Genomic DNA, 19,125 nt, shown 5'->3' on the forward strand with positions numbered 1-19,125 from the left:
CCGCACCACTATCGTGACTCAGGATTAACGTTCGGTTCCAACGCGGTATGTCCCCGCTTGCCGAAACCGCTTGCCCCGGCCAACGGATGTCAGGCGGCGCGGCGCACGGACGAGCGGTAAAGCGCAAACGTCACCAGCAAAATGTCGAGACCGCCGATCACCACCGGCAAGCCCAGCGGGCCGATGAACTGCATCAGCGTGCCGGCGCCAGGCGGGCCGACGATGCCGCCGGCGCCCCACATCAGCGCGAAGGCCGCATTGCCGGCGACAAGTGCTGTTCCCTTGAACCGGGTGCCGAGCTCGACCAGCGCCATCGTGTAGACGCCATAGCCGACCGCGCCCATGACCAGAAGCACGAGCCAGATCGCCGGCGTCGTGATCAGCAGCGGCAGCAGAGCCGCGCAAACTGCCGTCGCCAGCGCGCAGAAGATGATCATCGCCCGCCCGCCGAAACGTTCCGCCAGCAGACCGAGCGGGATTTGCAGGAAGATGTTGCCCAGCGACAACGCCATCACCAAAGCGGCCAGCACCCTTTCAGGCAAGCCATAGGCAGAGCCGAAGACCGGCATCAGGGCATAGGTGCCCTGCTGGATCGCCGCCGAAACCAGCACGGCAAACAGCAGCGCCGGCGCCAGCCTGGCAAAACCGAAAAAGCCACCGGAAGACCGTCCGTCATCCTCGAAGCCGGCAAGGCTTGATGAAACGCTGCGCAGGATGGCGGCGCACAGTGTAAAGCCGCCGATGCCGACCAGGAAAGGTATCCAGCCCGCCGTGCCGACCGCGGTCAGCACCAAAGGTCCGGCCGCGTAGCCGGCGCCGAGCACGGTGTTGAACGCACCCATCACCCTGCCGCGGCGCGACGGCGGCGCCAGCGACAGCGCCCAGACTTCGCCAAGGATGTAGAGCGGGTTGATGACGACGCCGATGATGAAGCGGATGACGAACCAGGCCACCCAGTCCTGCAGATAGCCGATGCCAAGGAAGCACAGCGCGCCGATCAGTGAACAGCCGACGGCCAGCGTGCGGGCGCCGACCAGCCGCACGGCGGCGGGCACGAACGACGCCGAGAGGATCAGCCCAAGCGGCATCATTGCCGCCGACAGGCCGATCAGCGCCGGCGACATGCCTTGCTTCTGCATCAGCAGGGTGAACAGCGGCGAACTCAACCCTTGCGCAGCGCCGAACATGGCCAGCGCCGCGGTGACGCCGGCAAGTGCCGCCCATTGCGTTGCCGCTTCGCCATCGCTCGAGCCGGTCGCGGCCATGCTGTCATCCGTGTGAGTTGCCGACCGTACGGCCAGCCGACCACCCAGCTACCGGTTCGATTCCGGGAAAGGAAGGGCCGGACAACGAAATCCGCTTGCGCCAAGCCGCTGGTGGTGCCGGTGCCGCGACGATCCCGCCGGCTGCCGTACCGGCATGTCGCTTCCCTCGCCCTAGTGGTCGCCGCCTCCGCAATGGCTGGACAGCCGGCGGTCCATATTGCAGCCGCACTGTCGCAGCGTACGAGGCCATCCATGACCGCCGCCCTTCATCCCGCCGAACCGGCATTGGCAACCGACCGTGCCCGTCGCGGCGGGCGCGCGGGCAAGCGCGCCGGCGGCTCGGCGGCGTTCGAGCAGCCAGCCTTCCGCCAGCTGAAAAACCCGCTGACGCCGACCAGGCTGGTCTCGGACGACGAACTGGAATCGATCCACCTTGCCTCGCTGCGCGTGCTCCGGGAAATCGGTGTCGACGTGCTGCATGACGAGGCCCGGCGCATCATGAAGGCGCACGGCGCCGACGTTCGCGACGGCAGCGAGCGGGTGCGCTTCGACAGCGACATGATCCTCGACCTTGTCTCGAACTGCCCGTCGGAATTCACCGTCCATGCCCGCAATCCGGCGCACAATGTGCGTTTCGGCGGCAACAATGTGATCATTTCGATGATGGCGTCGGCGCCCAACTGCTCCGACATCGATGGCGGCCGCCGGCCCGGCAACCAGCAGGATTACCGCAACTTCCTCAAGCTTGCGCAGATGCACAACATCCTGAACTGCACCGGCGGCTATCCGGTCGAGCCGACCGATATCCATCCGTCGGTCCGCCACCTCGAATGCATACGCGATCTCAGCGTGCTCACCGACAAGGTGTTCCACATCTATTCGCTCGGCAAGGAGCGCAATGTCGACGGCATCGAGATCGCCAGGATCGCGCGCGGCATCAGCCACGAGCAGATGCTGGAAGAGCCGTCGGTCTTCACCATCATCAACACCAATTCGCCGCTCAAGCTTGACGTGCCGATGATGGAAGGCATCATCCAGATGTCGAGCAAGGGCCAGGTCGTTGTCGTCACGCCGTTCACGCTGTCGGGCGCCATGGCGCCGGTCACCATCGCCGGCGCGCTGGTGCAGCAGAATGCCGAGGCGCTGTCCGGCATTGCCTTTGCCCAGATGGTGCGCAAGGGCGCGCCCGTCGGCTATGGCGGCTTTACCTCCAACGTCGACATGAAGTCCGGTTCACCGGCTTTCGGCACCCCCGAATACATGAAGGCGCAGCTCGTCGGCGGCCAGCTTGCCCGCCGCTACAACATCCCCTACCGCACCTCCAACACCTGCGCCGCCAACACGGTCGACGCGCAAGCCGCCTATGAAAGCGTGTTCTCGCTATGGGGCGCCATCCAGGGCGGCGGCAATCTGATGATGCATGCGGCCGGCTGGCTCGAAGGCGGCCTGCGCTGCTCCTACGAAAAGACCATCGTCGACATCGACCTGCTGCAGATGGTGGCCGAATTCCTGACCCCGCTCGACCTTTCCGAAGAGGCGCTCGGCTTCGATGCCATCAAGTCGGTCGGCCCCGGCGGCCATTTCTTCGGCACCCAGCACACGCAGGACCGCTACAAGACCGCGTTTTATTCGCCGATCATTTCCGACTGGCGCAATTTCGAAACCTGGGCGGAAGCAGGCTCACCGACGGCGATCGAAAAGGCCAACCGCGTCTGGAAGGAACGGCTGGCATCCTATGAAGAGCCCTACATGGACCCGGCCATCCGCGAGGAACTCAACGCCTTCGTCGCCAAGCGCCGCTCCGAAGGCGGCGCGCCGACCGATTTTTGACCAACGCGCAGCGACGGGTTTGACTCCGGCGCTGCTCGCCGCTGACCAAAACATCTGATTCAGTTTACGCAAAAACGGACTTATCTTCATGAAATCTCATGCAAAAGCGGTTGTCATCGGCGGCGGCGTCGTTGGCTGCTCGGTGCTCTATCACCTGGCCAAGGCCGGCTGGACCGATATCATGCTGATCGAACGCTCGGAGCTGACCTCCGGCTCGTCCTGGCACGCGGCTGGCGGCTTTCACACGCTGAATGGCGATCCCAACGTTGCCAAGCTGCAGGCCTATACTGTGCAGCTCTACAAGGAGATCGAGGAGCTTTCCGGCCAGTCCTGCTCGCTGCACCTGACCGGCGGCGTGATGATGGCGGACACGCCCGAGCGCATGGACTTCCTGCGCCTTGCCCACGCCAAGGGCCGCTATCTCGGCATGGACACCGAGTTGATCACGCCATCCGAGGCCAAGGCGATGTTCCCGCTGATGGACGAGACGAATTTCGTCGGCGCCATGTGGGATCCGGTCGAGGGCCATCTCGACCCTTCGGGCACCACGATCGCCTATTCGAAGGCGGCGAAAAAACTCGGCGCCGAGATCGTGCTGCGCAACCGCGTCGTTGAACTGACACAGGAGGTCGACGGCACCTGGAACGTCGTCACCGAGCAAGGCACTGTGAAGGCCGAGCATGTCGTCAACTGCGGCGGCCTGTGGGCGCGTGAAATCGGCCGCATGGTCGGCGTCGAGCTGCCGGTGCTGGCCATGGAGCACATGTATCTTTTGACCGAACCGATGCCGGAGGTCGAGGAATTCAACAAGTCGACCGGCCGCGAGATGATCGGCGTGCTCGACTTCAAGGGCGAGATCTACACCCGCCAGGAGCGTAACGGCATCCTGCTCGGCACCTATGAAAAGGCCTGCAAGCCGTGGTCGCCGGTCAACACGCCGTGGGATTTCGGCCATGAACTGCTGCAGCCCGACATCGACCGCATAGCGCCATCGCTGGAAATCGGCTTCAAGCATTTCCCCGGCATCGAGAAGGCCGGCATCAAGCAGATCATCAACGGCCCCTTCACCTTCGCGCTCGACGGCAACCCGCTGGTCGGCCCTGTGCAGGGCCTGACCAATTTCTGGTGCGCCTGCGCCGTCATGGCCGGCTTCAGCCAGGGCGGCGGCGTTGGTCTGGCGCTGTCGAACTGGATGGTCAATGGCGATCCCGGCTTCGACGTCTGGGGCATGGACGTGGCGCGTTTTGGCGAATGGGCGGGCTTGCGCTACACCAACGCCAAGGTGCGCGAAAACTACTCGCGCCGTTTCTCGATCCGTTTCCCCAACGAGGAACTGCCGGCCGCGCGCCCGGCGCAGACGACGCCGCTCTACGACACGATGCTCGCCAACAACGCCGTCATGGGCGACAGCTGGGGTCTGGAAACCCCGCTCTGGTTCGCGCCGAAGGGCAAGCAACCCAAGGACATCGTCTCCTTCCACCGCTCCAACGATTTTGGACCGATCGGCGAGGAAGTCCGCGCCACCCGTGAAAGGGTCGGCGTCACCGAGATCGCCAACTTCGCCAAATATGAAGTGTCCGGCCAGGGATCGGAGGATTTCCTCAACCGTCTGATGACCAACCGCATGCCGAAGACCGGCCGCATCGTGCTGACGCCGATGCTGAACGAATTCGGCCGGCTGATCGGCGACTTCACCATCGCCAAGGCAGGCGAAGACCGCTTCATGATCTGGGGCTCATCGGCGGCGCAAAAGTACCACATGCGCTGGTTCGAAAAGCATTTGCCGAAGGACGGATCGGTGCGCATCCATCGCTTCGACCAGACGCTGGTCGGCCTGTCGATCGCCGGCCCGAAATCGCGCGACCTCTTGCAAAAGCTGGTCGATGTCGACATCTCGACCAAGGCTTTCCGCTTCATGGATTTCCGCGAGATGGCGGTCGGTGGCGCACCGTGCCTAGTCAACCGCATCACCTACACCGGCGACCTCGGCTACGAGATCTGGATGGCGCCCGCCTATCAGCGTCTGGTCTACAAAGCGATCAAAGATGCCGGCGAGGAATTCGGCCTGGTCGATTTCGGCATGCGCGCTCTGCTGTCGATGCGCTTGGAAAAGAACTTTCCGACCTGGTTCCGCGAGTTGCGGCCGATCTACGGACCCTATGAAGGGGCGATGGATCGGTTCATCAAGCTCGAGAAGAACGATTTCATCGGCCGCGAGGCTGCCGCCAAGGAACAGGCGGAAGGGCCGAAACTGCGTCGTGTCTCCTTCATCGTCGATGCCGCCGACGCCGACGTGATGGGCGACGAGCCGATCTGGGCCAAGGTCAGCAAGGATTACGGTACGGTGGAAAAGCCGCATGGCTACGGCGCGCCGCGCTTCGACACGTCAGGCAAGGAAATCCGCGGTTCCAAGGCTGCTCAAGGCGCATCCGCCGTGCGCGGCATCGTCGACGGCGACTGGCGCGTGGTCGGCTGGGTGACCTCGGGCGGTTATGCGCACTACGTTCAGAAGTCGATGGCGCAAGGCTATGTACCGGCAGCGCTGGCCGAGAACGAGACCGCCGGCCTGTTCGAGATCGAAATCCTCGGCCACCGGCGGTCGGCCCGCATCAATGTCGAGCCGCCCTTCGATCCGAGCGGCGAGAAAATGCGGACTTAAGCGTCATGCACAGCGAGGCGCCAAAGGGAAGCTTCGGCCGCCATCGCAAGATCATGCCGTTTGTATCAGGCTCGATCCAAGCCTTACGCGACGCCTCCCGGCAGAAAGCGGCGTCGCTCAACCAGCATGTGCTGGGCTATGGCGCGCAAGCGGAAGGTGAATGGGCCGCGGCGGGCATTGCCGCTCCCGATTTGCCGGCGATGCGCCAATACCGGCTGGAGCGCATCCGCGCCGAGCTGAAACGGCGCGGCTATGCCGGCGCCCTGCTCTACGACCCTGTCAACATCCGCTACGCCACCGACAGCACCAACATGCAGCTATGGGTGGCGCACAACCCGACGCGGCATTGTTTCGTCGCCACCGAAGGGCCGGTGGTGCTGTTCGATTATTTCTCCTGCGAGCACCTGTCCGATCATTCCGGCGTCGTCGACGAAGTGCGGCCGGCTGTGTCGTGGATGTATCTCTACAGCGGCGAGCTGACCGAGCAGAAAGTCCGCCGCTGGGCCGCCGGCATCGCCGATCTGGTCAAGGAGCATGGCGGCGGCAACAGCCGCATTGCCGTCGATCACATCAATCCGGAAGGTGTCGAGGAACTGGCTCGCCTTGGTGTTTCGATCGGCAATGGCGAAGCGGTGATGGAAAATGCCCGGCTGATCAAATCGCCGGATGAAATCCTCGCCATGCGCCGCGCCATCGTCGCTTGCGAAGCGGCAATGGGCGAGATGGAGAAGACGCTAAAGCCGGGCATCTCCGAGAACGAACTGTGGGCGGAGCTGCACCGCGGCAACATCGCGCGCGGCGGCGAGTGGATCGAAACCCGGCTCTTGTCGTCAGGCCCGCGCACCAACCCGTGGTTCCAGGAATGCTCCGCGCGGAAAATCGAGGCCGGCGATCTCGTCGCTTTCGACACCGACCTGATTGGCCCCTACGGTTTTTGCGCCGATCTGTCGCGCACCTGGCTGTGCGGCGATGCGCAACCGTCGAACGAACAGCGCGATCTGTTCCGCATTGCCGCCGAGCAGATCGCCCAAAACACCGCTCTGATGCAGCCCGGAGTATCCTTCCGCGACCTCGTCGAGCGCTCGGCGGTGCCGCCTGGAGATTGCTTCCCGACGCGCTACGGCGTGCTCTATCACGGCGTCGGGCTGGCTGACGAATACCCGACACTGCCGCATGCCAGCGACTGGACGGAGGATACGCCGGACGGCGTGCTGGAACCGGGAATGGTGCTGTGTGTCGAGAGCTATATCGGCAGGCTTGGCGGGCGCGAGGGCGTCAAGATCGAGGAGCAGATCTTGATCACCGAAGCCGGCAACCAGCAGCTTTCAACCTACCCTCTGGGTGCGAGGCTGCTCGGCTAGACCGGCAATAGCCTCTCGCATCGCCCTGACTGTCTTTTCCGGCGTCTTTGCGGCGGTAATGAACGGCAGGCCCTTGCGCCGCCCGGTCCAGCCGACGACCATCACCTTCTGCGCGGCAGGCTCAAAACGCTGGGCCAGCGCCCAGCTCTCGCAGTCGATGGCCGCAACATCCGACCTGCCCTCGGCAATGGCGACGATGGAGCCGCGGTGTCCGCCGCTCGCACTGCGTGATGCAAAGATATCCAGACTTTCGCCCATCGTTTCCAGATCGCGCTTCAGTCCGAGGAAGCCCGACATTGAACCGGTGTCGTTGAAGGTGAAACGCTTGCCCCGCAGGAGGTCGAGCGGGATCAGCGGACTGCCGTCATCCGGCGACGCAACCGATGCCCCGCCGTCAGCGCGCATCACCAGCGCGCTCGAATAGAGTTCACCCTGCCCGCCCTCATAGGCGTCGTAGCTTGGCTGCCCGACCACCTGCACATGCCTGGACAGGCCAAGTTCCATCGGTCCCCAGCATGTCTGGGCGAAGAGCAGCGCCGGATGCAGCCAAAGCTTGTGATAGTCGAGTTCGTCCGGCGGCAGGGTCACCGGATCGGGCGCGATCAATGCGCCGGCGGCATCCCTGATACCGCCCGGCACCGCCGGCAGGTCGCCATTGACGCGGGCCAGGCTTTCCGGCGCGTCGATGCCCTTTTGCCGAAAGGCCTCGCGCAATCGTGCCCATTGCGCGTCGACCTCGCCGCGCACTTCGGGCCAGTCATACATAGGCAACGCCGCAACCAATTCACTCATGCCGACACTCAATCATCATGTCTCAGGAAAGGATCGCAAAAACGCGGCATCCGATCAGAATTGGCCGACACGGAATCCGGATGCCCCGGAATTATTCCTTGGGCGGCTCGGCGGGAACCGGCGCGCTGCCAAGCCCGCTGATACTGCGCGCCCTGACGCGCGGCTTGAACGCCCTGCCCGGCTCTGGCGCGCGGCGCAGCACCGGATGGACGATCGGCTCCTTCGCCTTGAAAGCGTAAGCCCTAATCAGCGCGAAATAGTTCGGATAGGCATAGCCATTGTTCATCCGCAGCCATTCGTCGCGGCGGTCGCGAAACAGCTTTGGCAGCCGGTACCAGGCCACCGTCGGGCTCTTGTGGTGGACGAAGTGCAGATTGTTGTTGAGGAACAGGAAGGACAGCGGCGAACGCTCGACGATCACCGTGCGTCCCTCCGGATGCTCCGACCATTGATGCTCGGCAAAGGTGCGGATCGAGATCAGCGACTGGCCGAGCCACACCGGCACCAGAATGTAGAGCCACAGCGGAATGCCGAAGCCGAACTGGACGACCGGCAGCACTATGGCGAGGCCGATGGCGTGCAGCAGCCAGGCCTTGCGGATCGCCTTGTCGCCCGCAGCCATCTGCTTGGCGTCGTCGATGAAGAAGCCGACGCAGGACAGCCACGGGCCGAGCACGAAGCGGCCGGCCATGGTGTTGTTGATCTTCAGCAGGAATTTCATCAGCGGCGGCAAATCGTCATGCTGCCATAGCGCCCGGTAGTAGCTCTCGGGATCATCCAGTGGATCGGTCAGCCTTTCGTCGGCGTGGTGGCGCAGATGGATGGTCTTGAAGCGGCGGAACGGCCAGACCAGGCCGATCGGCAGGAAGACAAAAGCTTCGTTGAGCTGCGCGTTTCGCGTCGGATGACCGTGCAGCACTTCGTGCATGATGGAGGATTGCAGCGCGGCGGTGACGGCCAGGATGGCAAGCGCCAAAAGCGGATAGGAGGGCCAGATCAAAAAGCCGGTGACGAGCCATAGTCCGTAACAGAAGAAAGCGAGAACCACGGTCGGCCATTCGATGGCCGGTGCGCCGCTTCGTCTCTTACCCATGCTTGTCATGCGATCGACCACTGCCTTTCAGTCGCCGGAACCATTTTTGATTCCTGACAGCATTGTGTCAGGAGCCTTGGGTTGCTGCAACGCGACAAAGCGCACAAACTGTTGCGATTGCGCATTTTAAGCCGCATATGTTATCTATTGTGAACAACCTTAGGGATTCATTTACGCCTGAGGCGCGGTCTCGGCAGCTTCGGCGCAAATTTTTCCTCCAGCCGCTGGAGCGAAGCACATGGACAAGCGCGACCTGTCGACGATCTTTCGCGAGCGCCTGAAGATGCTCCTGACAAGGTCGGACCTGAACCAGTCGGCCTTCGCGGCCGCCGTCGGCATCGACCGTTCTGCACTGTCGCAACTTCTGTCCGGCGCCTCGACGCGCCTGCCGCGCGCCGAAACGCTGCTCAACATCGCCGCCGAGTTCAAAGTGTCGCTCGACTGGCTGCTTGGGCTGAGCCAGGACGAAGGCGTCACCGGCGAAATCCGGGAGAGCCTGGAGATCGAGGAAGCCACCGGTGGCTTCGACCGCACCTTGCTGGCCAGATGGCATTCGGAGGCCGCCGGCACGAAAATCCGCTACGTGCCGGCCGGCATTCCCGACCTTTTGCGCACCGAGGCGCTGGTCGAATACGAAGCCGGCATCACCAACAAGAGCCGCGAGGCGCAGGCCGGCGAAACGCAATACCGCATCGACTACAACCGGCGGCCGGAAACCGACATGGAAGTCTGCATGCCGCGCCACACGTTGGAGATCTTTGCGCGCGGGCTGGGTGTGTGGGACCGTTTCCCGGAGGCAGACCGTCACCAGCAGCTTCTGCACATGGCAACGCTGCTCGACGACCTCTACCCCACCTTCCGCCTGTTCCTCTATGATGGGCGCATGCGCTATTCGATCCCCTACACGATCTTCGGTCCGTATCGCGCGGCGATCTATGTCGGCGACATGTATCTGGTGCTCAATGCCACCCAGCCGATCCAGACGCTGACCCGCCATTTCGACAATCTGATCCGCGCCGCCGACATCAATGCGCATGAAGCCGCCGGCTTCGCGCACAAGCTCGCCGAAATGCGATTTTGACCACCGTTTGCGCCGGCCGACATTGACTAGACATAAAGAGTTCTTTATATCCTTATCTCAATAGAGATGTCCGGAAGGCGTATTCCATCATGACCAACCCGATTGACGCGCTGCTTGCCGAAAAGGGCATTCTGCTGGCCGATGGCGCCACCGGCACCAATCTGTTCGCCATGGGCCTCGAGGCCGGCGAAGCGCCCGAGCTGCTGAACGAGACCGCACCCGACACCATCACCAGCCTGCACCAGAATTTCGTCGACGCCGGCGCCGATATCATCCTGACCAATTCCTTCGGCGGCACCCGCCACCGGCTGAAGCTGCATCATGCGCAGGACCGCGTGCATGCGCTGAACAAGCGCGCCGCCGAGATCGCCCGCGCCGTCGCCGACAAGGCCGGCCGCAAGGTGATCGTGGCCGGCTCGGTCGGGCCGACCGGCGAATTGCTGGTGCCGCTCGGCGCCATGACCTATGACGAGGCGGTCGATGCCTTTGCCGAACAGATCGAGGGCTTGAAGGAAGGCGGCGCCGAAGTTGCCTGGATCGAGACCATGTCGGCGCCGGACGAAATCCGCGCTGCCGCCGAAGCCGCCATCCGCGTTGGCCTGCCCTACACCTACACCGGTTCGTTCGACACCGCCGGCCGCACCATGATGGGGCTGCTGCCAAAGGATATCCACGGCGTCGTCGATGGGCTTTCGCAACGCCCGCTCGGTGTCGGCGCCAATTGCGGTGTCGGCGCGTCCGATATCCTGGCCTCGCTGCTCGACATGACCGAGGCGAAGCCGGAGGCGACGGTCATCGTCAAGGGCAATTGCGGCATTCCGGAATTTCGCGGCACCGAGATCCACTATTCCGGCACACCGGAGCTGATGGCCGACTATGTCAGGCTTGCCGTCGATGCTGGCGCCAAAATCGTCGGCGGCTGCTGCGGCACGTCGTTCCAGCACCTTGCCGCCATGCGCAAGGCGCTCGACGCACACACCAAGGCGGATCGGCCGACTGTTGCGGCGATCGTCGAGCGCATCGGCCCGATGCGCAACAAGGTGGCGACGGAAAACACTGCCGAGACCAGCGAAGCCCGCCGCGAACGGCGCCGCAGCCGCGCCTGATATTTCGGTTATTCGCTGTTTTCGGCGTAGCGCGACAGCGCCGTGTTGATATCGGTGGCGGCGCTGTTGGCACCGCCGCCCATCGTCACCAACGCACCCGATGTGCCGGGATCGGTGATCTGCTCGAGCATGACACGGAAGCGGTCGTTGTTCAGCGCCGACATCGCGGTTTGGCGGGCGGCGTTGACCTCGTCCATTATGCGCCTGGATTCGACGGACGGCGCCTGCGACGTCGTCGCACCCGCCTGAATGTCCCTTGCCGTCGGCGTCGGGTTCGCGATGTTCCTGATCAGCAATTCCGACCCCCTCAAGCCCAAAACGTGACTTGTTAGATAGCAAGAGGAAATTGCGATCGGGTGGCGGAAATCTCGCGCAATTTAACGATTCAGCGGATCAGCCGAGAACGAGGCGATCCTCGCCGGGATCGTGCGGATGCGCAGCAAAAAAAGGCCGGCAAGGGAAGAACCCTCGCCGGCCTGCCTCACCCGCCCATCGGCCGGTTTCCCGTGTCAGAACGATCCTATCTGAAAGAAACCGGCCGTCATCGCCACTACCGGTTGCCGCCAAGCGCCGAGGCAAGGCGCACGAGCGAAAGGAACTCTGACCTGTACCCAAACGGGTCGGCTCCTCGGGCGGCAGTGGCAATCTCCATGATCTTGTCGTAACCGAACTTCGCGGTCGCATCCTCGTCGCGCAGCTTTTGGCCGAAGGCGGCGACAGCGACAGAGAAACGCTGGTCGGTGCTGGCCTGGTCGAAGGATTCGACCTCGTTGGCCGACGTCACCGGCGTGGTGATCAGCTTCGAGACGTCCTCGTTCGGCAGCTTGTAGCGGATCTTGACGAAGGCATATTCGTCCGCATTGGCGACACCGCCATTGTTCACCGTCGCCTGGCCATAGCGCAGCGGGTCGATCTGCTCGCCGCCACTGCCCTTGGGCGTGATCTCGTAGACCGCGGTGACCGAATGGCCGGAGCCGATATCGCCGGCATCGACGCGGTCATTGTTGAAATCCTCGCGGTTGAGCGCCCGGGTCTCATAGCCGATCAGGCGGTATTCGGAGACCTTGTCCGGGTTGAACTCGACCTGGATCTTCACGTCCTTGGCGATGGTGAACAGCGTCGACGACGCATCCTCGACCAGCACCTTCTCGGCCTCGGCGAGCGTATCGATGTAAGCAGCGGTGCCGTTGCCGTTCTGGGCGATGGTCTGCATCATCTGGTCGTTCAGATTGCCGCGGCCGAAACCGAACACCGACAGGAACACACCCGTCTTGCGCTCGCTCTCGATCAACCGCTTCAGGTCGTCGTCATCAGTCTGGCCGACATTGAAGTCGCCGTCTGTGGCCAGCATCACACGGTTGACGCCGTCCTTGACGAAGGACTGCTGGGCAAGCTTGTAGGCTTCCTTGATGCCCGCCTCGCCAGCTGTTGAACCGCCAGGCGTCAGATTGTCGATGGCGTTGAGGATCTTGTCTTTCTCGGTGACCTTGGTCGGCATCAGCACGGTGCCGGCCTCACCTGCATAGGTGACGATCGAGATGGTGTCGTCCGCCTTGAGCTTGCTGACCAGCAGCCGGAACGCCGACTTGAGCAGCGGCAGCTTGTCCGGCTCGTCCATCGAACCCGACACGTCGATCAGGAACACCAGATTGGCCTTGGGTTGCTCGACGGGCTTGACGTCAAAACCCTTGATGGCGACATGCATCAGCTTGGTGTGCGTGTTCCACGGCGTCGGCATGACGCTGACGGTCGAGTTGAACGGCGTCGAAGCGGAATCCGGTCCCTTCCAGTCATAGGGGAAGTAATTGACCATCTCCTCGACGCGCACCGTATCGGCCTGCGGGAGGTAACCCTGCTTCAGCGAGCTGCGCACGAAGGAATAGGAAGCCGTGTCGACGTCGATCGAGAAGGTCGAGACCGGATCTTCGAGTGCGGCATGCACCGGATTGGTCTTGAAATCCTCGACGCGGTCGCGGTTTGGCTCCTGCGGCAGGAACTGGTCGGCCGGTGCAGTAGCCGGCTGCGGCGCCATCAGCTTGGACTCGGCCGTCGTGCCCTGCATACGGTCAACCCGCGCCGAATTGTCGGCCATTGGCTGGCTCGCACCACCGTCCAGCGCGAACTCGCCACTGGGCGCCGGCGCCGGCTCGGACACGACACCACGCGACAGTGCGTCCTGCTGCGCCAGGCCGCTAGCGACGGTCGACTCGGATTTCGGCGGCGAGGCTGGTTTCTCAAGCGCCACGCTGACGTCACGGCTTTCGGTGTCGGCGTCAGCCTTCTTCTGCTTGTCGCCTTCGGCAACAGGCTCCTGCCTGACGGTCACCGGCGCCTTGGTCGCCGGCCCATTGGTTGCCGGCTTGTCGGCCAGCGTCTCGGTGATCTTCTCGTCCCCGGCGAATTTGGAAGGCTGCTCCTGCAGCATATGGAAGGTGGCGTATCCGGCGATCGGCAGGGCGACGAGCCCGGCAATGGCCGGCGTGGCGTAAAGTTTCTTTTGCATGATCTCGCTCCAGAGCTTTTGTGCTCGCTCTGTGAGACGAAGCCCGGCGGCCGATCCTTGGGCGGCGGGAGAAGTTTTTTCGTCCATGTCGTAGGCGCGCAAGGCGGCGGCGAAGGCGCGGGCCTTCGCGTCGCTGTCCGGCGCCGGTATTGCTGCGTCGCGCAGCCTGTTGAGTTCGTTGTCGTCGACCATGGTCACACTTCCCCGGCTGTGCGCATGAGCACTTTCAGCCGTTTCTTCGCTTCATGGATGTGCCAGGAAACCGTCGTCTCCGAGATTGCCATCGCCTCGGATGCGGCCGCGTGGCTCAAGCCTTCGCCATAGACCAGCAGCACCGCGTCGCGCTGCTTGTCCGGCAGCTTTCGCACCGCCGCCCACAGAGCCTCAGTGGGATCTTCGGGCTCGGCCGGGGCCTCGCCCGATATCATGCTGTAGGCGCCGTAGGCTTCGGTCTTGACGTTTTCGCGCGTGGTCTTGCGCATCATGTCGCGCGCCGCGTTCAACGTCATGGTGTAGAGCCATGTCGTGAAGGCGCCGCTGCCATGATAGTCGCGGATCGCCCGACCGAGCCGGACGCAGACTTCCTGGGCGATATCCTCGGCGTCGGCCTTCTTTCCGCACCAGCGATAAGCGGCGCGATAGACAAAGTTGTAGTGCCTTTCGAGCAATTTGCCGAAGGCACCCCTGTCTCCGCCCTTCGCCCGCCCGATCAGATCGGCGTCGGAGGCTTCGCTTTCATCCAGCATCATCGCCATCATTTGCCTGTTGGACGAAGGCTAATGGCTAATCCTTGGGATGATGGAAAGATTTTTTTCGGATTGGCTCTTCCGAACCTCAGGCGTGTTGAGATTCGGGTCCGGCCGAGCCGAGGATGCTGGGTTCCGAGAACCGGAGCGGAGTGTACTTCAGTACGTGAGCATCAGAAGCGCAGGAGACCATGGCTCGCAGGCCGGCCTCACCTGAATATCAACACACCTGCCCCGCGACCCAGCCCGACGACCACGCCCATTGGAAATTGTAGCCGCCGAGCCAACCCGTGACATCGACGACTTCGCCGATAAAAAACAGGCCCGGCACGGATTTCGCCTGCATCGTCTTCTGGTCCAGCGCGTTGGTGTCGACGCCGCCAAGCGTCACCTCAGCGGTGCGGTAGCCCTCTGAACCGGCCGGTTTGATGCGCCAGTCGTTGACGGCGGCATCGACGGTCTTCATCTGCAGGTCCGTCAAATCGGCGAGATTGCCGTCGGTCCCCGTGCGCTCGGCGACCGCCTGAGCAAGACGCTTCGGCAGATGGTTCGCCAACACCGTCTGCACCGCTTGCCTGCCGTTGACGCGCCTGGCGGCGCGAAGCAGCTCGGCCACATCCACCCCCGGCAGCATGGCGATGCGGATCTCATCGCCCTCGCGCCAATAGGACGATATCTGCAGGATGGAAGGCCCGCTTAAGCCCCGATGGGTGAACAGCATCGCCTCGGAAAACCGCGTCTTGCCGCAAGCGATCTCGGCGTCGACGGCGTTGCCGGCCAAAGGCGCAAGCCGCTCCAGCGTCCTTGAATCGAAGGTAAGCGGCACCAAAGCCGGGCGGGTTTCGGCCACGGCCACGCCGAACCGCGCCGCCAGTTCGTAACCAAAGCCAGTCGCGCCCATTTTGGGGATCGACTTGCCGCCGCAAGCTACGACCAGCGACCGGCACGCGACCGTGCCGGTGGAGAGCGCCAGGACAAACCCTTCCGCAGTCTTGTCGACATCCCGAACCTCGGTCGACAGCACCAATTCCACGCCCCGGTCCTGCATTTCATGGACCAGCATGTCGATGATCAGGCGTGCCGAGCCATCGCAGAAAAGCTGTCCCAGCGTCTTCTCATGATAGGCGATGCCGTGCCGTTCGACGAGCCCAATGAAGTCGCGCTGCGTGTAGCGGCTGAGCGCCGAGATACAGAAATGCGGATTGCCCGAGAGAAAATTCTTCGGGCTCGTATGGATGTTGGTGAAATTGCACCGGCCACCGCCGGAGATGCGGATTTTTTCGCCGGGCTTTGCAGCGTGATCGAGCACCAGAACCGAACGGCCGCGCTTGCCGGCCTCGATGGCGCACATCATTCCGGCCGCGCCCGCGCCGATCACCACGACATCATAGGATTGCATCAGGCCAACGTTCCCGCTCGGCCGGCGCTATTCTGGCGGCCGCTCCAATGGTTCTGCCTCTAGCGCGTCAGGCAAGCAACCGGCAAGACCAACAGTCAGGCCAGCGTCTCGGCAAACAGCGTCGTCAATCGCTTCCAGTGGCGCTCGGCGCCGATGGCATTGAAGACGCTGTGGTCCGACACGCACCAGCCATGCGCCATGCCGGCATAGTTCTCGACGGCGTGGTCGACTTCCGCCACGCGCAGCGCCTCGGCCAGTCGCGCCGACTGCTCCGGCGGAAAGCTGCGGTCGACACCGGCAACGCCGACATAGACGCGCGCCTTGATCGAGGCAGCCTTGCGGTGCGGACTGTCGGCGGCATCGCTCGCCAGATTGCCACCGTGGAAGGTGGCGGCGGCCCTTATCCTGTCGGGATAGGTTGCAGCCGCATTCAAGGCCCGCGCCCCGCCCATGCAGTAACCGACGACGCCGACCGGCCCGGTGACACCCTCCCCAGTGAGCACATCGAGGAAAGCGCCGCTGTCGCGAATGGTCATGTCCTGCGTCGTGCCATGGACCAACGCCGTCAGCGCGACCTTGGTCTCATCCACGACGAAAGCGGTCTTGGGTTCGAACGGCCCGTAGGGTGCTTTGCGATAGAAAAGATCCGGCACCAGCACCGCATAACCCGAGCCTGCAAGCCGCTCCGCCATTGCATCGAGCGCCGGCCGCGGACCGAAAGCGTCCATATAGAGAATGATGCCGGCCTTGGATGAAGAAGCGGCCTCCGAGCGGAAAAGCCCGGCTTTGGCTACGCCGTCGCTGGTCTTGATCTCAATTTCCTGCTTCGCCATGACCCGCTCCCTTGCCTGTCGTGCGATACATATCTGCAGGCATTGTCAGGGCAAGCCGTTCCCTGACAATTGCGTTCAACATTTTGTGCGGGCGTTCAACACCGCTCTAGAGGCCGGCAAAGCTAGCCATATGAAAGGCCTGAACCTCAGCGGGATAGCGATAGTCGGTGCCATACGGACAGGCGTTGCGGTCGAGGCAGCCGCCGCTGCGGCATGGTTCGCCGTTTTGCCCACGCACATGCGCCAGACAGGATTGATAGGCGAAACCACCCGGGGAATAGGCGTCGACCGGACATGATTTCAGGCAAGGTTTTTCGAGACATGCGTCGCAAAGGTGAATCACCTCGCGAGGTTCTGGAAGCGCGATCTCATCCTCGAACAGCAGCGCGCCGCGATAGGCGTGCCAGAGCCCGTATTGCGGATGCATGAGAATGCCGAGCGGCGATGGTTTCAATCCCTCCGCCCGCATCGCCCATTGCTGGACCGGCAGATACGGCCTGTCGGACGGCGAGACCGCGCGTGCGCCAAAATCCTGCGCCACCGCGCCGATCACTTCGCGCGACCACGTGTCGAGCGGATTGGCGATGGCCTGTGGCTGGGTCACCCGCCACCTCAAAAAGTGCGGCCAAGGTGCCGCACCCGCCTGCCCCACCAGCAGCACGGATTTGATGGGAGCGCCAGAGAGGCCGGTTGGCGTCGTTTCGCCGACAGCGAAATTGAAGCCACCGCGAAGAATTAGGCCGTGGGCGGAAAGCGCCGTCGCTATTTCCTCAACGGCGCGCAACGATCATCCCTTCTTGTCCGGGTCGGAGAAAGCGCTCCGCCAGACTTCCTTGTGGATGATGTTGGCGACTTTAGCCCCGCCTGACTCGGGCTCCTTTCAAGTGAAGGCGTCAGCCATCGACGCCTTCTTCGTCGCGATATAGTCCTTCAGCCCGTCGTCGATGCCCGGATCGAGATAAGGCGCCTCATAGGTCTCCAGCCAGCGGCGGGCGAGCTCGTTGGCGCGCTGCGGCGCGGTCTTCTCGCCCTCGGCCAGCCACTGCTCGTAGGAATTGTTGTCGGCGATGTTGGAACGGTAGAAGGCGGTCTGGAAATTGGCCTGGGTGTGATCGCAGCCGAGATAATGGCTGCCGGGACCGACCTGGCGGATGGCATCCATCGCCTGGCCGTTTTCCGAGAGGTCGACGCCTTCGGAGAACTTCTGGGTCATGCCGAGCTGGTCGATGTCCATCATGAACTTTTCGTAGCAGGAGGCGAGCCCGCCTTCGAGCCAGCCGGCCGAGTGCAGCACGAAATTGGTGCCGGCCAGGATCGTCGAGTTCAGCGTGTTGGCGCTTTCATAGGCGGCCTGCGCATCCGGGATCTTCGAGGCGCAGAGCGAGCCGCCGGTGCGGAACGGCAGGCCAAGCCGGCGCGCAAGCTGTGCCGCGCCATAGGAGACCAGCGACGGTTCCGGCGTGCCGAAGGTCGGCGCGCCCGACTGCATCGAGATCGACGAGGCAAACGTGCCGAACAGCACCGGCGCGCCCGGCCGGATCAATTGCGTGAACGACGCACCGGCCAGCACTTCGGCCAGAACCTGCGTCAGCGTGCCGGCGACCGTCACCGGGCTCATCGCGCCGGCGAGGATGAACGGGGTGACGATGCAGGCCTGGTTGTGGCGCGAATAGACTTTTAGCGCCCCCAGCATGGTTTCGTCGAACACCATCGGCGAGTTGGCGTTGATCAGGCTGGTCAGCACCGTGTTGTTTTCGACAAAGTCGTCGCCGAACACGATCTTGGCCATGGCGACGGTGTCTTCGGCGCGCTCCGGTGCGGTCACCGAGCCCATGAACGGCTTGTCCGAATATTTGATGTGGCTGTAGACCATGTCGAGGTGGCGCTTGTTGACCGGCACGTCGACCGGCTCGCACACCGTGCCGCCCGAATGGTGGATCGACGGCGCCATATAGGCGAGCTTCACGAAATTGCGGAAATCCTCGATCGTCGCGTAGCGCCTGACGCCATCGAGGTCGCGCACGAAGGGCGGGCCGTAGACCGGCGCGAAGACCGTGGCGTTGCCGCCGATCTGCACCGAGCGCTCGGCGTTGCGGGCGTGCTGGGTGTAGATGGGCGGCGCCGTCTTCAGCAGCGAGCGGCAAAGGCCCTTTGGAAAGTGCACACGCTCGCCCTTGACGTCGGCGCCGGCCTCTTTCCAAAGCTGCAGTGCCTCGGCGTCGTCGCGAAAGATGATGCCGATCTCTTCGAGCACCGTGTCGGTGTTCTTCTCGATCAGCGCCAGGCCTTCCTCGTTCAGCACCTCATAGACGTTGATCTTGCGCTTGATGTAGGTGAGCTGGGTGCCGGGACCGCCGCCCGAACGCGCCGCGCGCCTTGCAGCAGCGCCGCCGCTGGCGGCGCGTCCGCGCCGTGCGTTTGACGCTTCCTGATCGACTGGCGCGTTCTCACTCATGA

15 protein-coding genes are annotated in these 19,125 nt (G+C 63.4%); 5 read left to right on the forward strand and 10 right to left on the reverse strand.

Going from position 1 to position 19,125, the window contains the following annotated elements:
- Positions 1-89: 89 nt before the first annotated feature.
- The gene (locus AC1DVW_RS18040) at positions 90-1,265 is read right to left on the reverse strand and encodes an MFS transporter (RefSeq protein ID WP_477324796.1); all 1,176 of its coding nucleotides are present in this window, start codon (positions 1,263-1,265) and stop codon (positions 90-92) included.
- 252 nt (positions 1,266-1,517) lie between these two features.
- Here AC1DVW_RS18040 and AC1DVW_RS18045 point away from each other — a divergent pair, with 252 nt between their 5' ends.
- The 3 genes from AC1DVW_RS18045 (at position 1,518) to AC1DVW_RS18055 (ending at position 7,115) form a co-directional block, all read left to right on the forward strand.
- Complete coding sequence (locus AC1DVW_RS18045) at positions 1,518-3,095, forward strand: trimethylamine methyltransferase family protein (RefSeq protein WP_477324798.1); 1,578 nt, start codon at positions 1,518-1,520, stop codon at positions 3,093-3,095.
- 88 nt (positions 3,096-3,183) lie between these two features.
- Positions 3,184-5,754, forward strand: coding sequence for a GcvT family protein (locus tag AC1DVW_RS18050; protein ID WP_477324800.1), 2,571 nt, complete (start codon positions 3,184-3,186; stop codon positions 5,752-5,754).
- Between the two features lie 5 nt (positions 5,755-5,759).
- Positions 5,760-7,115, forward strand: a complete 1,356-nt coding sequence (locus AC1DVW_RS18055) for a M24 family metallopeptidase (protein ID WP_477324802.1) — start codon at positions 5,760-5,762, stop codon at positions 7,113-7,115.
- Here AC1DVW_RS18055 and AC1DVW_RS18060 read toward each other — a convergent pair.
- Together AC1DVW_RS18060 and AC1DVW_RS18065 are read right to left on the reverse strand one after the other, a co-directional pair.
- On the reverse strand, positions 7,080-7,907 hold the full coding sequence (locus AC1DVW_RS18060) for a phosphate/phosphite/phosphonate ABC transporter substrate-binding protein (protein ID WP_477324804.1): 828 nt from the start codon (positions 7,905-7,907) through the stop codon (positions 7,080-7,082). The genes AC1DVW_RS18055 and AC1DVW_RS18060 overlap by 36 nt on opposite strands.
- 91 nt (positions 7,908-7,998) lie before the next feature.
- Positions 7,999-9,009, reverse strand: coding sequence for a fatty acid desaturase (locus AC1DVW_RS18065; protein ID WP_477276855.1), 1,011 nt, complete (start codon positions 9,007-9,009; stop codon positions 7,999-8,001).
- Positions 9,010-9,238: 229 nt separating this feature from the next.
- Here AC1DVW_RS18065 and AC1DVW_RS18070 point away from each other — a divergent pair, with 229 nt between their 5' ends.
- Positions 9,239-10,081, forward strand: coding sequence for a helix-turn-helix domain-containing protein (locus AC1DVW_RS18070; protein ID WP_477247795.1), 843 nt, complete (start codon positions 9,239-9,241; stop codon positions 10,079-10,081).
- Between the two features lie 89 nt (positions 10,082-10,170).
- Positions 10,171-11,187: a betaine--homocysteine S-methyltransferase gene (gene bmt / locus AC1DVW_RS18075; RefSeq protein ID WP_477247792.1), complete on the forward strand. Its 1,017-nt coding sequence runs from the start codon at positions 10,171-10,173 to the stop codon at positions 11,185-11,187.
- Positions 11,188-11,195: 8 nt separating this feature from the next.
- Here the strand turns inward: bmt and AC1DVW_RS18080 are convergent, their stop codons facing one another.
- From AC1DVW_RS18080 to AC1DVW_RS18110, 7 genes are all read right to left on the reverse strand, one after another.
- Positions 11,196-11,483, reverse strand: a complete 288-nt coding sequence (locus AC1DVW_RS18080; protein ID WP_477324806.1) for a hypothetical protein — start codon at positions 11,481-11,483, stop codon at positions 11,196-11,198.
- 254 nt (positions 11,484-11,737) lie between these two features.
- Entirely contained in the window at positions 11,738-13,882 is a 2,145-nt protein-coding gene (locus tag AC1DVW_RS18085) for a vWA domain-containing protein (RefSeq protein WP_477324808.1), read from the reverse strand.
- Positions 13,883-13,884: 2 nt separating this feature from the next.
- Entirely contained in the window at positions 13,885-14,445 is a 561-nt protein-coding gene (locus tag AC1DVW_RS18090) for an RNA polymerase sigma factor (protein WP_477324810.1), read from the reverse strand.
- 211 nt (positions 14,446-14,656) lie between these two features.
- Positions 14,657-15,835, reverse strand: coding sequence for a BaiN/RdsA family NAD(P)/FAD-dependent oxidoreductase (locus tag AC1DVW_RS18095; RefSeq protein WP_477324812.1), 1,179 nt, complete (start codon positions 15,833-15,835; stop codon positions 14,657-14,659).
- 95 nt (positions 15,836-15,930) lie between these two features.
- On the reverse strand, positions 15,931-16,668 hold the full coding sequence (locus AC1DVW_RS18100) for a dienelactone hydrolase family protein (protein WP_477324814.1): 738 nt from the start codon (positions 16,666-16,668) through the stop codon (positions 15,931-15,933).
- Positions 16,669-16,774: 106 nt separating this feature from the next.
- Positions 16,775-17,452, reverse strand: coding sequence for a hypothetical protein (locus tag AC1DVW_RS18105; RefSeq protein ID WP_477324816.1), 678 nt, complete (start codon positions 17,450-17,452; stop codon positions 16,775-16,777).
- Between the two features lie 96 nt (positions 17,453-17,548).
- Positions 17,549-19,123 carry a trimethylamine methyltransferase family protein gene (locus AC1DVW_RS18110; protein WP_477324818.1) on the reverse strand — a complete coding sequence of 525 codons (1,575 nt, stop codon included), beginning with the start codon at positions 19,121-19,123 and terminating at the stop codon, positions 17,549-17,551.
- Positions 19,124-19,125: the final 2 nt, after the last annotated feature.

It is taken from the genome of Mesorhizobium sp. P3_B5, assembly GCF_056402815.1.